The following is a 15,106-nucleotide window of genomic DNA, read 5'->3' as shown; positions in this document are numbered from 1 at the left end:
TTACGCTTTAAAAATCGCTCCTGTATTTGCAGATGTAACCAATTTAGCATAACGTGCTAAATATCCATGATTTACTTTTGGTTCTGGTTTCACCCATGACTTACGTCTTTGCTCGATAGTTTCTTCATCTACTAAAAGTTCAATGCTACATGCTTCCATATCAATTTGAATAAGATCTCCATTTTCTACAAGTGCAATTAATCCACCTTCTGCAGCCTCTGGTGATACGTGTCCAATACATGCACCTCTTGTAGCACCTGAAAAACGCCCATCTGTAATAAGTGCTACATCTTTATCTAGCCCCATGCCTGCAAGCACTGCTGTAGGTGAAAGCATTTCTCGCATACCTGGCCCTCCCTTTGGCCCTTCATATCTAATAACGACAACATCCCCTTTTTCTATCCTACCACTTGTAATACCCACTTTAGCTTCTTCTTCACTATTAAATACTTTAGCAGGACCTGTGTGCTGCATCATTTCTTTTGCTACAGCTGAACGTTTTACAACACATGTATCCGTAGCCAAGTTGCCTCTAAGTACAGCAATCCCACCTGTAGCGCTGTATGGATTCTGGATAGGTCTTATAACCTGTTCATTTTTATTAACTACAGATTTAAGATTTTCTCCCACACTTTCACCTGTTACGGTTATAAGTTCTTCATTAAGAAGTTCTTTTTTAGTAAGTTCTTTCATAACCGCAGCAACGCCACCTGCTTGATAAAGATCTTCCATATGATGTGGTCCTGCTGGTGCGAGCTTACAAAGGTTTGGCGTACGGCTACTAATTTCATTAGCCAGATCTAAATTAATTTTCACGCCTGCTTCATGTGCAATAGCAGGTAAATGAAGCATAGTATTTGTACTACATCCCAATGCCATATCCACAGTCAAAGCATTTTCAAAAGCTTTTTCTGTTAAGATATCGCAAATTTTAATATCTTTTTCTATCATTTTCATAATAGCGATACCAGTTTTCTTAGCAAGTCTAATACGTTCTGCATAAACAGCTGGTATACTTCCATTTCCCGGTAAAGCGATCCCTAATACTTCACTCATACAGTTCATACTATTAGCTGTAAACATTCCTGAACAAGATCCACATCCCGGGCAAGTATGTTCTTCATATTCATAAAGCTCTTCTTCAGAAATTTTACCTGTGTTATAAGCACCTACCGCTTCAAAAATTAAAGATAAGCTTACTTTTTTTCCACCTACTGTCCCTGCAAGCATAGGTCCACCACTTACTACTGCTGTTGGCAAGTTCATCCTAGCTGCTCCCATAAGCATACCTGGAACAATTTTATCACAGTTTGGTACAAGCACTAATCCATCAAATCCATGTGCCATTGTCATACATTCAATAGAATCTGCTATAAGTTCACGTGTTACAAGAGAATACTTCATTCCTTCATGTCCCATAGCAATTCCATCACATACTCCAATAGCAGGTATTTCAATTGGTGTGCCACCTGCCATACGGATACCAGCTTTTACGGCTTCTGTAATACGATCAAGATGCATATGTCCTGGAACAATTTCACTTTTAGCAGTTACAATCCCAATTAGAGGTTGATTAATTTCTTCTTCAATATATCCCATTCCTTTAAATAATGAACGATGAGGCGCCTTATCTGGTCCCTTTTTTACAACATCACTTCTCATATTTTCCACTCCCTCTATTTCCTTATGCTGTACTATTTATAAGATAAATTATATAATATTATAACAAAATAGCTTGTTTTTGCAATTTTATTTTTACTTAAATTCATTTTTTTCATTTTTTTATAACTTATTCTATTCTTATGCTATACTTACTTTAAAAATATTTATTACTTAGGAGGCCTCCACTATGTATTCACTACTTATGACTGGTTATAACGTAGAAGATTACCCTTCTCTTAAAATCTTCTCTCTTTCCAATCATTCTCTTACTCAAATCACAGAACTTAACCCTATAAATCCATCATTTGCTTGTCATTTACACAACTTACTATTTACGCTTAGTGAAGTGGATAATAAAGCTCAAATTCAAATGTATTTATTTGAAGATAACCGACTTTACTTCCTCGATCAATTAACATTTGAAGGCGGTGGATTATGCCACATCAGTTATTCACCTAAACATCGTACTTTATTTGGTGCTTGTTACCAAACAGGCCATATTTTTAGTGTAGGTGTCTTAAACCATAAGTTCACCACTCTCAAAAGTTTGATTCATTTACCTGCTCTTCCTAAAGATGGTTTTTCCAGAGCCCACTGTACTCAAATGGATTCTAATGAAAATTTTCTATATGCTATTAATATCCACACTGACCAAATTTATTGTTATAAAGTAGAGAATGGTGCTCTTATATCAAATACAAACTTTTCTTCTCTACACCTTCCTAGTGGAAATGGTCCAAGGCATATCATCTTTCATCCTACATTACCTATAGGCTATATTATTACAGAATACTCTAACAAAATTTTTGTTACTCAACAGGACCCATCTACAGGTACACTTCAGATTCTGCAAGAAATAACCACCCTTCCTATAGATTATGAAGGTACGAGCTACTGCTCTAATTGCATCATTACACCTAACCAAAAATATCTATTAGCTGCCAATAGAGGGCATAATAGTATTACGCGTTTTGAAATTCAAGTTGATGGCTCTCTAAAAAAACTTAATCTATATCCTTGTGGAGGCATATGGCCTAGACATATAACTTGTACACATGACGGAAAACTACTCATGGTCTGCAATCAAAATTCTAATGAAGTTACCCTCTTTAGATTAGACGAAAACACTAGTACAATTCTTGAAGACATTGCACATATCCCTTTCCCAAATCCTAGTTTTATAGAAGAACTCTAAATCTATTTAAAAAGTGACATGTTACTCCCTATACTTGCACTGACCCCCATAAGTTAGACTTAAAAATCTAACTTATGGGAGGTCAGTTTTTTATGGCAAAATATAGTTTTGAATTTAAGACAAATGTTGTTCAAGCCTATTTAAATGGTGAGGGTTCATATGGATATCTGGCAAAAAAGTATGGCATTCCTCGTTCAGAACAAGTTCATAGATGGGTAAAATCATATGAAAACATGGGAAATGAAGGATTGATTCGCTCCGAAAAGAAAGAAAATTACTCTTTTGATTTTAAGCTTCATGTAGTAGAGTTATATTTAACAACAGAAGCTTCATATCAGGAGTTGGCTTTATCCATTGGAATGAATAACCCACCATTAATTACTAAATGGGTAAATGATTTCAGAATTGCTGGTCCTGATGCTTTAAGATCAAAACGTAAAGGGCGGAAACGAACAATGAATAAACCGAAGACTACATCTACAGATACACTTGATCCATCTAATCATAATGAGAAATATATCAAACAACTAGAAGATGAGTTATTAAAACTTAAAATAGAGAATGCCTATTTAAAAGAACTGAGGAGACTACGTTTAGAGGGAATACCTCAGAACAAAAAGCGAGAATCATCCATAGTCTCCGAGGATCCTTCAAATTAAAAGATATTCTCGCGATTACAGGTTTTCCTAAAGCAACATATATGTACTGGCAGAAACGTTTTGATAAAGAAAATCCGAACCAAGAGCTAGAAGAAAAGATTCTTGAAATACGAAAGAATAATAAGGATTTTGGCTATCGACGCATTTATGGGGAATTAAAAAAACAAGGACTAGTTGTAAACAAGAAACGTGTTCAACGCATTATTCAGAAATTAGGGCTTCAGGTAACATCTTTTACTAGAAAAAGTCGTAAATACAGCTCATATAAGGGTAAGGTAGGAAAGGTTGCTCCTAATAGAATACATAGGCGTTTTGAAACTTGTGTTCTACATCAGAAGATTGTAACAGACACATCAGAATTTAAGTATTATGAAGTAGATAAAAAAGGAAAAATGCACATCAAGAAACTGTATTTGGATCCATTCATGGATCTATGTAATAGGGAAATCATTAGTTATAGCATCTCACAAAGACCATCTGCTGTGAGCATAATGCAAGCTTTAAATAAGGCTATAGAGATTACTACAAACTGTAAATATAGACGTACATTTCACTCAGACCAGGGCTGGGCTTATCAGATGAAAGCATACACTCATACGCTTAAAGAGAATAAGATTTTTCAAAGTATGTCTAGAAAAGGAAACTGCCACGACAACTCAGTAATGGAAAATTTCTTTGGAATTATGAAACAAGAAATGTACTATGGTGAGGTCTATTATAGTTATGAAGAACTCAAGCTAGCTATTGAGAACTATATAAAATATTACAATGAACGAAGAATTAAAGAGAAGCTAGGATGGATGAGCCCAGTGGAATATAGACACACTCTTCTAGCTGCATAAAACAATAGCGTAGCAGTTAAAAACTACTACGCTATTAAGTCTAACTTATTGGGGTCACATCAACTTAGAAAATACATATCACTTTTATTTTTATCATATTATTTTAGGCCTCTTTTAGTAAATATCTCTCCCATTGTTATTTGCATATGCTTTAAATGCTTCAAGAAGTCTCGTTGTAACAGGGCCTGCCTCTCCATTACCAATAATACGCCCATCTACATTTGTAACAGGAATAGCTTCTGCAGCTGTACCCGTTAAGAAACATTCATCTGCACTATAAACATTAAAAAGTGTAAACTCACTTTCTTTTACTTCATATCCAAGTTCCTTAGCTAATTCAATGACTGTATTTCTTGTAATACCATCTAATATACCTATGTAGATAGGAGGTGTATAAATAACATTATCTTTTACAATAAAAATGTTATCTCCTGTACATTCTGCTACCACGCCATCATGATTTAGCATAAGTGCTTCTGGCACCCCTGCTCTGTTTGCTTCAATTTTAGCTAGTATATTATTAAGGTAATTTAATGATTTAATTTGAGGATCTACAATAGTTGCTTTATTTCTTCTTTGAACAGCTGTAATAATAGGCATCCCTTTTATATACATTTCATCTGGATAAAGTGTAATAGAACCTGCAATACAAAATACTGATGCAACTTTACAGCTTACAGGATTAAGACCAAGGTCACCTTTACCTCTTGTTACTACAAGGCGAACATAACCATCCTTAATTTGATTTCTTCTACAAGTTTCAAGAAGCACCTCCGTCATCTCTTCTTTACTCATAGGAATCTCTAGCATAATAGCTTTAGCTGCATTGTACAGTCTATTAATATGTTCCTCACATTTAAAAACACGTCCATTATAAACTCTAATACCTTCAAATACACCATCACCATAAAGTACACCATGGTCAAATACAGAAATCTTTGCTTCTTCTTCTCTTACATAATTACCATCTAAATAAATTATTCTTTGACTCATTTTAAATCCTCCTCTGTTCGTTTCCTAGCTTAATAGCTTCACAAATATAACTGCCCTTTTCTTTAGTACCTATATACTTACAGCCTACACTCATAATATCACCTGTGCGGTATCCTTTATCTAGCACACATTCTACTGCTTTCTCAATAGCCTGCGCCTCGCTCTCAAGTCCTAACGAATAGCGTAACATCATCGCCACCGATAAAATAGTTGCAATAGGATTAGCTTTATTCTGCCCAGCTATATCAGGTGCACTACCATGACTTGGTTCATAAAGTCCTAGAGTGCCTTCACCTAAGCTTGCAGATGCTAACATTCCTATAGAACCTGTCAGCATACTTGCTTCATCAGATAAAATATCCCCAAACATATTACTTGTAATGATGACATCAAACTGTTTAGGGTTCGCCACAAGCTGCATCGCTGCATTATCTACATACATAAAACTATAATCTACTTCTTCATAATCCTTTGCTACCTCTTGTGTTACTTCTCTCCAGAGCTTAGAAGTAGCAAGCACATTAGCCTTATCTACTACTACAACCTTCTTATTTCTTTTCATAGCTGAATCAAAACCCACTCTAAGAATACGTTCAATTTCACCTACATTGTAGTACTCAACATCCTCCGCATATGTATCTTTTGGATTATCGCATATAGTACGTTCATGCCTCCCAAAATAAATACCACTTGTAAGTTCTCTTACAATAAGAATATCTAAGCTATCTCCAATAACTTCTACCTTTAATGGGCTTGCATGTTGAAGCTGCTTATATAAAAGAGCTGGCCTAAAATTGGCGAATAGTCCTAGTGTCTCTCTAATCTTAAGTAGCCCTTTTTCTGGTCTATCTCCATTTGAAGTAGTATCCCATTTAGGCCCACCTACTGCACCAAGTAATACTGCATCACTTGTCTTACATGCATCAATAGTAGCTTGAGGTAATGAGGAGCCTAGCTCATCTATACCCGCACCACCTATAAGATGCTCTTCATAGTTAAATGTATGACCAAATCTATTACCTACTTCATCTAATACTTTAACGGCCTGCGCCATGATCTCTGGTCCAATACCATCTCCGGGCAAAGTAACAATCTTATAATTCATTATTATCCCTCCCTATTTATTTTCCCTTACGTAATTAACAAGGCCATTAGCCTCAATAATTCTCTGCATAAACTCAGGGAAAGGCTGCGCTTTATAGACCTTACCACTTGTTACATTTATAATAGTACCTTTAGTGAAATCTACTTCAACCGTATCTCCTGCCTGGATGCCCTCCACTGCTTCAGGGCACTCTAAAATAGGAAGTCCTATATTAATAGCATTTCTATAAAAAATACGTGCAAAAGTTTTTGCAATAACACATGAAATACCAGAGGCTTTAATCGCAATAGGTGCATGCTCTCTAGAAGAACCACAACCAAAATTTTTATCTGCTACTATAATGTCCCCTTCCTTTACCTGCTGCGTGAAATCTGTATCAATATCCTCCATACAATGCGTAGCTAATTCTTTAGGATCTGATGTATTTAAATATCTTGCTGGAATAATCACATCCGTATCAATGTTATCCCCATAACGAAATACCCTACCTGTTGCCTTCATTTTATCCCCCTCCTATACTTGTTCCGGATTTGCAATATAGCCACAAATAGCAGACGCTGCTGCCACTGCCGGACTTGCAAGATATATTTCTGATTCTACATGTCCCATGCGCCCTATAAAGTTACGGTTTGTAGTTGCTACACATCTTTCACCTGCTGCTAAAATGCCCATGTGTCCACCAAGACAAGGACCACATGTTGGCGTGCTGACTACACAGCCTGCTGTAACCAAATCTTCTACAATACCTTCTTTAATAGCTTGCAAATAGATGTTTTGAGTACCTGGAATAACGATAACACGTACACCTTTTGCTACCTTTTTCCCCTTCATAACTTCTCTTGCCATACGTAGGTCTTCTATACGCCCATTTGTACAAGAACCAATAACTACCTGATCAATTTTAATTTCTTCTACTTCATCTATAGTTTTTGTATTTTCAGGAAGATGTGGATAAGCTACTGTAGGTCTAATGGTGCTAAGATCTATTTCTATTACTTGTTCATATACTGCATCTTCATCTGCCTTATAGACTGTATAAGGTTTACTGCTATGTTCTTTAACATATTCAAGTGTCACTTCATCCACTTCAAAAATACCATTTTTAGCACCTGCTTCAATAGCCATATTAGCCATAGATAGTCTCGAATCCATAGATAAGTACTTAAGACCTTCTCCTGTAAATTCCATTGACTTATAAAGTGCACCATCTACGCCTATCATGCCTATAATATGCAATATAATATCTTTTCCAGATACAAAATGGCTAGGTTGACCTTTCAGTATAAACTTAATAGCATCCGGTACCTTAAACCAGGCCTTACCTGTTGCCATACCTGCTGCCATATCTGTACTACCAATACCAGTAGAAAAGGCTCCAAGTGCACCATATGTACAAGTATGTGAATCTGCTCCTATGACGACATCTCCTGGTACTACTAATCCCTTTTCAGGAAGAAGTGCATGTTCAATGCCCATTTCGCCTACTTCAAAATAATGCTCAATATTTTTATCATAAGCAAAAGTTTTTACACATTTGCACTGCTCAGCCGCTTTAATATCTTTATTGGGCGTGAAATGGTCTGGCACAATGACTACTTTAGAGCAGTCAAACACATCTTGAGAACTAATTTTCTCAAATTCTTTTATAGCAACAGGTGTTGTAATATCATTTCCTAACACCAAATCAAGATTAGCCTCAATCAGCTGCCTTGCCACCACTTCTTTAAGATTTGCATGAGCTGCTAATATTTTTTGTGTCATGGTCATTCCCATTTGTCTTTCCTCCTTTTAGGTTTTATAGTGTAATGTGATAAGGTGCAAGGCCTACCTTAAGATAGTCCCTGCACCTAGTAGCTTAATTTTATTTTTTTATGCTATCTAAATCATAAAGCATATTATTGATTGCAGATAAGTAAGCCAAAATACTTGCTTCTACAATATCCATACTTACGCCGTGACCGTTATAAGTTTTATTCTTACATTTAATTTTAAGATTTACCTCACCTTGTGCATCTGCTCCACCTGTAACAGAATTAATAGAGAAGTCTTCTAACGTGAATTTTTTACCTACCATCTTATCAATAGCTTTAAAGGATGCATCAATAGGCCCATCATAAGAAGACATAACATCTTCAAGCACGGCTCCTGTTTTACAAATAAGTCTTACAGCCGAAGTAGCTGTAATAGTATTACCTGAATTGATAACAAAGCGCTCTAATGTATAAGTCTGTGGAATAGCCACAGTTTTTCTACGTACAAGTGCTTCAATATCTTTATCCGTAACAACCTTCTTCTTATCTGCAAGCATCTTAAATTGTTCAAATGCTTTATTAAGAGCATCTTCTTCAAGGGCATAGCCCAGCATCTCTATACGATCTACAAAAGCATGACGACCTGAATGTTTGCCAAGTACCATTTTATTTTCTGTAAGCCCTATAGACTCTGGCGTCATAATCTCATAAGTACTCTTATTAGCAAGTACCCCATGTTGGTGAATCCCCGACTCGTGTGCAAAAGCATTTTCTCCTACAATGGCCTTATTAGGCTGTATTTTCACCCCTGTTATACTGCTTAGAAGCTTACTTGTTTTGTAAATCTCTTTTGTCTGAATATTAGTTGTTAAATCATAAAGATCTTTTCTAACACTAAGGTTCATAACAAGTTCTTCAAGTGCTGCATTACCTGCACGTTCTCCTATTCCATTAACCGTACACTCAATCTGAGTTGCACCAGCTTTAATAGCGGATAAGGAGTTAGCTACAGCCATTCCTAAGTCATTATGACAGTGTACTGAAATATCTACTTTATCAATACTAGGCACATGATCGCGAATACCTGCTATTAAATTGTAGAACTCATCTGGACTTGTATATCCTACTGTGTCTGGAACATTAATAACTGTTGCACCTGCCTTAATAACAGCTTCAAATATCTGATAGAGAAAAGCTGGATCGCTTCTTGATGCATCTTCTGCTGAGAACTCTACATCCTCACAGTATTTTTTTGCATACTTAACCATTTCTACTGCATTTTGCAGTACCTCTTCTGGCGTCTTTTTTAACTTATACTGCATATGTATATCTGATGTTGCCAAAAAGGTATGTATACGTGGGTATGCTGCACCTTTTAAACTCTCTGCTGCTGCATCAATATCTTTAGTAAGGGCTCTTGCTAGGCTCGCTACTCTTGTGTGTTTCACTACTTTTGCAATTTCATGAACAGACTTAAAGTCTCCTGGTGAAGCAATTGCAAACCCTGCTTCTATAACATCTACACCTAGTCTTTCCAGTTGTAAGGCCATCTCTAGTTTTTCACTAAGATTCATACTGCACCCTGGTGATTGCTCTCCATCCCTAAGTGTCGTGTCAAAAATTTTAATAGCTTTTGCCATAAGAAAAGCCCCTCCTTCATTTATTAGTCTTCTTTAATCCAACTCATCATTTTTCTTAACTCTTTACCTACTGACTCTACTTGATGCTCTGCTTCAATTCTTCTAACAGATCTGAAGTATGGTCGATTGGCCTGATTTTCTGATATCCAGTTTTTAGCAAATGTACCATTTTGGATTTCTGTTAATACTTTTTTCATTTCTTTTTTAGTTTCATCTGTAATAACACGTGGTCCTACTGTATAGTCTCCATATTCTGCTGTATCTGAAATGGAATATCTCATATATTCAAAGCCACCTTGGTTAATAAGGTCAACAATAAGTTTCATTTCATGTACACATTCAAAATATGCACTTTCTGGTTGATAGCCTGCTTCAACTAATGTTTCAAAACCAGCTTTCATAAGTGCTGTTACACCACCACAAAGTACAGCTTGCTCTCCGAAAAGGTCTGTTTCTGTTTCTTCTTTGAAGGTTGTTTCTAATATTCCTGCGCGCGCTCCACCAATACCATCTGCATAAGCAAGTGCAATATCTTTTGCATCTCCTGTTGCATCTTGGTAAACAGCGATAAGACATGGTACACCTTTACCTTCTTGATATTGACTTCTTACTGTATGTCCTGGTCCTTTTGGAGCAATCATAACAACATTTACGTCACTTGGTGGTATAATCTGTCCATAATGAATATTGAAACCATGGGCAAATGCAAGCGTTTTGCCTGTTGTAAGCCCCTCTTTAATACTTTCTGTATAAAGTTTTGCTTGTTTCTCATCGTTAATTAAAATCATAATAAAGTCCGCTGCTTTTGCTGCATCGGCTGCTGTCATAACAGTAAGCCCTGCTTTTTCAGCTTTTTCCCATGATGGACTCCCATTGTAAAGACCTACAATAACCTCTACACCTGATTCATGTAAATTAAGTGCATGTGCATGTCCTTGACTACCATAACCAATAACTGCTACTTTTTTACCCTTTAATAAATTTAAATCACAATCTTTTTGATAATATAACTTTGCCATAATAAAATCCTCCTTATATATAATCCATATGTTATTTTATTTATAAGGCTTCTTTGGAAGTCTTAATTTTTTAATTCATTTTCTCCTCTTTGAAGCGCAGTAAGTCCTGTTCGCACAATTTCTTTAATACCATAAGGCTGTAGCATTTCAGTAAGTGCTTTGATTTTACCTTGATCGCCTGTAGCTTCTAAAATTAATACTTCTTTAGAAACATCCACAATATGTGCTCTAAAGATATTAGCAATCTCTATAATTTCAGCACGATTTTCATGATTAGCTCCTACTTTAATAAGTGCTAGCTCTCTATAAACTGCACTTGTTTCATTGAGTTCTACAATTTTAATTACTTCTATCAGTTTATTAAGTTGTTTTTTGATCTGCTCTTGCATCTGCTTATCCGCTTTCGTTACAATAGTCATACGCGAGATAGAAGGGTTCTCTGTTTCACCCACGGATAAACTGTCAATATTGTAACCACGTCTACTGAAGAGACCAGATATACGGTTTAATACTCCTGAATGGTTCTCAACCAGTGCGGAAATTACATGTTTTTCCACATTTCTACCTCCTTATAAAGTGCTTTCTTTATCACTTACAATAAACTCCAAAAATTGAGGCTTACCGCTTGCTATAGCTTGTTTAAGTATTTGTTCTACCTTATCTGGGTCATCTATTCTATATGCCTCTATACCATACGCTCTTACGATAGCAGCAAAATCTGGATTCTTAGGAAGTCCTACACCATACTCTTTTGTTTCGAGTTTTCTTTGAATTTCCCTTACCATTCCAAGTCCACTGTTATTAAATAAAATCATAATAGGATTTACATGCTCCTGCACGAGCGTCCCTAATTCAAAAAAACTCATTTGGAAACTTCCATCTCCAAACACACCCACTACCTTACGAGATTTATTTCCTATTGCAGCGCCTATACATGCTGGTAATGAATAACCCATAGTACCAAATCCACCTGAGCAAAGTATTTGACGATTTCCTTTAATCTCCATATTGCGCATAGTCCAAAACTGATTCTGTCCTACATCAGCTGTAATGATCGCTTCATCATCTAATAAATTGGATAATGTTTTAATAACTGTCTTCGGATTAATGCTGTGTTCATACTTTATGTCTGCTGTTTTCTTCTTATGATTTAAAATGGTTTCAATCCATTCCTTCGTTTCACTTGTTTTAATGAGTTCGTTCATAACCCTTAGGACTTCTTTTACATCCCCTACAACAGGAATATGCGCTGCTGTCATTTTGCCAATCTCTGCTGGATCTATATCAATATGGATAATATTAGCTTTTTCATCCAAAATCCCTGCATTAGCTACAGCCCTATCTGCAATACGCGCTCCTATAAAAAGAATTGTATCTGCATGCTTAAGCGCCCAGTTAGCATGATAATAACCATGACTTCCAATCATTCCTAAATTATAAGGCGAATATGTATCTAATGTTCCTGTTCCCATCAGTGTATGCACCATAGGAATATGAGACTTCTCTATCATATAAGCAAGCTCCTCTTTTGCTTGCCCAAGGTGAACGCCCCCTCCTGTGCAGATTAAAGGTCTTTTACTATTAAGTAAGAGTTTGATAGCCCTTTTAATCTGTCCTATATGTCCCTTAATTGTTGGTTTATAGCCAGGTATGTCTACCTTTTTAGGATAGTTAAAATCTATTTGTACATCTTGAAAGTCCATAGGTAAATCAATGAGTACAGGTCCTGGCCTTCCTGTTCTGGCAATATAAAAAGCTTCCTTTACGATCCTAGGAAAGTCCTTCGGATTTTGAAGCAAATAGCTGTGTTTTATAAATGGCTCAGTACAACCTGTAATATCTACCTCTTGAAAGACATCTCTGCCTATTAAGCTAGATTTAACCTGACCTGTAAAAATAACAATAGGAATAGAATCCATATATGCTGTTGCAATACCTGTTACTAAATTGGTTGCTCCCGGTCCCGAAGTTGCAATACATACTCCTACTTTTCCTGTCGTTCTTGCATACCCACTTGCACTATGTACAGCAGCCTGCTCCTGTCTTACTAGTACATGATGTATACTAGAAGCTCTCAAAGATTCGTAGACAGACAGGATCGCTGCTCCCGGATAGCCGAATACTGTATCGACTTGTTCCTCCATTAAACATCTTACTAATACATCTGATAACTTCATCTTTGCCCCCCTTATATACATAGATAAATAAAAATCTCATCCATTAAGGACGAGACGGAACCTTCTAATTGCATTTGTCTGACAATTCAATTTATAAACATTGTACCAATTGTATCTATAAGTGTCAATATTTTAACTCTAACTAAATATTGTTTCAAAAAACTTTGTGAGTTTTTACAAAGCCTTCTTAATATATCAAAATTCTATTTATTTTTTCAGCTTTACATAAGTTATTTCTTGTAATCTATAGTATTTTGATTGTATGTAATACTTAAAATTTCATTTGTTTACATAATCCTATTAGTAAATATAAAAAAGGCATTATTTGGAATATTATACCTTTCCAAATAATGCCCTCTCTTTTTTGTTACTTTTGTACAATACGTTTATAAATTTCTTTTACAACTGGATTATGTTTTTCCTTTTCATAAGCAAGCTTAATATCTTTTTCTGCTTTTTCACTGTCCCCTTTGATAAAGTAAGTATATGCACGCTCTGCACGTACATGGTGATCTTCAGGTCTATGATTTAAATATCTATCAAAGTATGGCAATGCTTTTTCATATTCTTGTTTTAATCCTGAGATAAGACCCAGACAATAATATGCCAAATCATTATCTTCATCAAGTCCTACTACCTTATTATAAAGCTCTAATGCTTCATCATACATTTTTAAGCTTAAAAGAATACTTGCTTTACATTCATAGCCTAGCGTCTCAGTTGGTTCTTCAGCAATGGCCTTATTAAAGCATCTAATAGCTTTAGCATATGCATCTTTGGCTAAAAATTCATCTGCTTTATAGAAATAACGCTCATAGTCCATATTAATAGAAAGAACACCATTAAGTTCTTTTTCTGTAAGAACTAAATTCATACAGTCTCCTGCATAATTATGGATATATGCTCTAATTTGTGCAAGCTGTTCTCTTTCCATATGATACTCAACTGGCACATCTACTCCCTCTACAATATAATTTCTTTCTTCCATAGGAAGAAGGAGACTTCCCCTTGCTGGCGCTACAATACTATAAGTTCTTTCAAATCTCTCACTATCTAATGTAAACTCTGTAATAGCTTGTCTGTAAATAGTCGCATCTTTATACCAGCCAACAATGCATGTTTCTCCGTTACGATTTGGTGCAAGCCATACCACAAGTACATTTTCTACCTTATTATCATCCACTGTAACGCCTTCTAATTCTTCTATTTTTATTTCATCAATTCCTCTACCATACCCATAGTAGTAACCATTTGTATATTGAAAATTATAACCACAAGGAGGCACCTCTTTTTCTTCATCGCCTTCCCCTACATAATATTTCATCCAATCCATTGTAATAAATAATATTTTCATTACCTGCTCTCCTATTTGTATAATAAATGTCTTCTTATAGCTTATCATATTCTTCTATTATAAATCTACAAAACTTATAAAAAATAGCCTAGAGCACCTATATCGTCATAGGTTAGCTCTAAGCTACTTCTATTGAAGAATAACAAAATGACCAATTATAGGCAATTCTTTTCCTTCACCCTTACATGCATTAACAATACCTATAATCATTAAGGCAAAAAGCCCAATACTAGCAATACCTACTACCACATTAATCAGTAACATGATAATACCAAAGATCCATCCTATAAGAGGAAGCCCTGTGCAAATTCCTAATATAATACCTACTATAAAATCTGCTATACTTAAGGCTATCCCTGAAAGGAATAATACAAGCCCTTGATTAGTATGAAACTTTGCATAACGAGAGTCTTTACAAACAATAAGTGGGATAATAACTAAAAATCCTAAATAAGCTAAAATAGCATACACTTTATTCTTGGCTACATCCTGTGAGTCAAATACTTGGACCTCTGACATAAATTCTTCCCCCTATCTCTAAATTCACTTTATTATAATCTAAATTTTTAAATAAATCAAACCAATTATATTTATAAAAAATAAGCATCTATAAAGATGCTTAAAGATTACTTATTTTTCTTTGGTGTGATTTCATCAGCTGCTTCTAAATTGATATTTTTGTTCTTCTTAGATTTAGCACTTGCCTTTT

At 35.5% G+C, this 15,106-nt stretch carries 13 protein-coding genes; 2 read left to right on the top strand and 11 right to left on the bottom strand.

The annotated features are described in order from the left end of the window. Positions 1–1,662: a dihydroxy-acid dehydratase gene (gene ilvD / locus H8718_RS02735; RefSeq protein WP_249331418.1), complete on the bottom strand. Its 1,662-nt coding sequence runs from the start codon at positions 1,660–1,662 to the stop codon at positions 1–3. Positions 1,663–1,849: 187 nt separating this feature from the next. Here ilvD and H8718_RS02730 point away from each other — a divergent pair, with 187 nt between their 5' ends. Further along, positions 1,850–2,857 (top strand): lactonase family protein, encoded by a 1,008-nt coding sequence (locus H8718_RS02730; protein ID WP_249331417.1) that lies wholly within the window; start codon positions 1,850–1,852, stop codon positions 2,855–2,857. Between the two features lie 92 nt (positions 2,858–2,949). Next, a protein-coding gene (locus tag H8718_RS02725; RefSeq protein WP_408646553.1) for an IS3 family transposase occupies positions 2,950–4,358 on the top strand; the annotation gives its coding sequence in 2 pieces (ribosomal slippage) (positions 2,950–3,450 and positions 3,453–4,358; 1,407 coding nt in all). Between the two features lie 114 nt (positions 4,359–4,472). On the opposite strand, the gene ilvE is transcribed toward H8718_RS02725, so the two are convergent. The 10 genes from ilvE to H8718_RS02675 all read right to left on the bottom strand — a co-directional run bounded on the left by ilvE (position 4,473) and on the right by H8718_RS02675 (position 14,916). Beyond that, positions 4,473–5,351 carry a branched-chain-amino-acid transaminase gene (gene ilvE / locus H8718_RS02720; protein ID WP_249331414.1) on the bottom strand — a complete coding sequence of 293 codons (879 nt, stop codon included), beginning with the start codon at positions 5,349–5,351 and terminating at the stop codon, positions 4,473–4,475. A gap of 1 nt (position 5,352) precedes the next feature. Next, on the bottom strand, positions 5,353–6,456 hold the full coding sequence (gene leuB, locus H8718_RS02715; protein ID WP_249331413.1) for a 3-isopropylmalate dehydrogenase: 1,104 nt from the start codon (positions 6,454–6,456) through the stop codon (positions 5,353–5,355). Between the two features lie 12 nt (positions 6,457–6,468). After that, positions 6,469–6,957 (bottom strand): 3-isopropylmalate dehydratase small subunit, encoded by a 489-nt coding sequence (leuD, locus tag H8718_RS02710; protein ID WP_249331412.1) that lies wholly within the window; start codon positions 6,955–6,957, stop codon positions 6,469–6,471. A gap of 12 nt (positions 6,958–6,969) precedes the next feature. Then, a complete protein-coding gene (gene leuC, locus H8718_RS02705; RefSeq protein ID WP_249331411.1) occupies positions 6,970–8,229 on the bottom strand; it encodes a 3-isopropylmalate dehydratase large subunit in 1,260 nt (419 codons plus the stop codon). Between the two features lie 88 nt (positions 8,230–8,317). Further along, a complete protein-coding gene (locus H8718_RS02700; protein WP_249331410.1) occupies positions 8,318–9,847 on the bottom strand; it encodes a 2-isopropylmalate synthase in 1,530 nt (509 codons plus the stop codon). Between the two features lie 23 nt (positions 9,848–9,870). Further along, complete coding sequence (gene ilvC / locus H8718_RS02695; protein WP_249331409.1) at positions 9,871–10,866, bottom strand: ketol-acid reductoisomerase; 996 nt, start codon at positions 10,864–10,866, stop codon at positions 9,871–9,873. A gap of 62 nt (positions 10,867–10,928) precedes the next feature. Further along, entirely contained in the window at positions 10,929–11,423 is a 495-nt protein-coding gene (gene ilvN, locus H8718_RS02690) for an acetolactate synthase small subunit (protein ID WP_177671496.1), read from the bottom strand. A gap of 12 nt (positions 11,424–11,435) precedes the next feature. After that, positions 11,436–13,043, bottom strand: a complete 1,608-nt coding sequence (gene ilvB, locus H8718_RS02685; protein WP_249331408.1) for a biosynthetic-type acetolactate synthase large subunit — start codon at positions 13,041–13,043, stop codon at positions 11,436–11,438. Between the two features lie 367 nt (positions 13,044–13,410). Then, entirely contained in the window at positions 13,411–14,397 is a 987-nt protein-coding gene (locus H8718_RS02680) for a tetratricopeptide repeat protein (RefSeq protein ID WP_249331407.1), read from the bottom strand. A 129-nt stretch (positions 14,398–14,526) separates the two neighbouring features. Next, positions 14,527–14,916 (bottom strand): hypothetical protein, encoded by a 390-nt coding sequence (locus H8718_RS02675; protein ID WP_249331406.1) that lies wholly within the window; start codon positions 14,914–14,916, stop codon positions 14,527–14,529. Positions 14,917–15,106 lie beyond the last annotated feature (190 nt).

This window comes from Zhenhengia yiwuensis (assembly GCF_014384995.1).
Classification (GTDB): domain Bacteria; phylum Bacillota; class Clostridia; order Lachnospirales; family Cellulosilyticaceae; genus Zhenhengia; species Zhenhengia yiwuensis.
This window is presented reverse-complemented; position numbering and strand designations above follow the sequence as displayed.

Coding starts and splice junctions, on each gene's coding strand:
- ilvD (WP_249331418.1), bottom strand. CDS start 1,662: ATGAGAAGTGATGTTGTAAAAAAGGGACCAGATAAGGCGCCTCATCGT.
- H8718_RS02730 (WP_249331417.1), top strand. CDS start 1,850: ATGTATTCACTACTTATGACTGGTTATAACGTAGAAGATTACCCTTCT.
- ilvE (WP_249331414.1), bottom strand. CDS start 5,351: ATGAGTCAAAGAATAATTTATTTAGATGGTAATTATGTAAGAGAAGAA.
- leuB (WP_249331413.1), bottom strand. CDS start 6,456: ATGAATTATAAGATTGTTACTTTGCCCGGAGATGGTATTGGACCAGAG.
- leuD (WP_249331412.1), bottom strand. CDS start 6,957: ATGAAGGCAACAGGTAGGGTATTTCGTTATGGGGATAACATTGATACG.
- leuC (WP_249331411.1), bottom strand. CDS start 8,229: ATGGGAATGACCATGACACAAAAAATATTAGCAGCTCATGCAAATCTT.
- H8718_RS02700 (WP_249331410.1), bottom strand. CDS start 9,847: ATGGCAAAAGCTATTAAAATTTTTGACACGACACTTAGGGATGGAGAG.
- ilvC (WP_249331409.1), bottom strand. CDS start 10,866: ATGGCAAAGTTATATTATCAAAAAGATTGTGATTTAAATTTATTAAAG.
- ilvB (WP_249331408.1), bottom strand. CDS start 13,043: ATGAAGTTATCAGATGTATTAGTAAGATGTTTAATGGAGGAACAAGTC.
- H8718_RS02680 (WP_249331407.1), bottom strand. CDS start 14,397: ATGAAAATATTATTTATTACAATGGATTGGATGAAATATTATGTAGGG.
- H8718_RS02675 (WP_249331406.1), bottom strand. CDS start 14,916: ATGTCAGAGGTCCAAGTATTTGACTCACAGGATGTAGCCAAGAATAAA.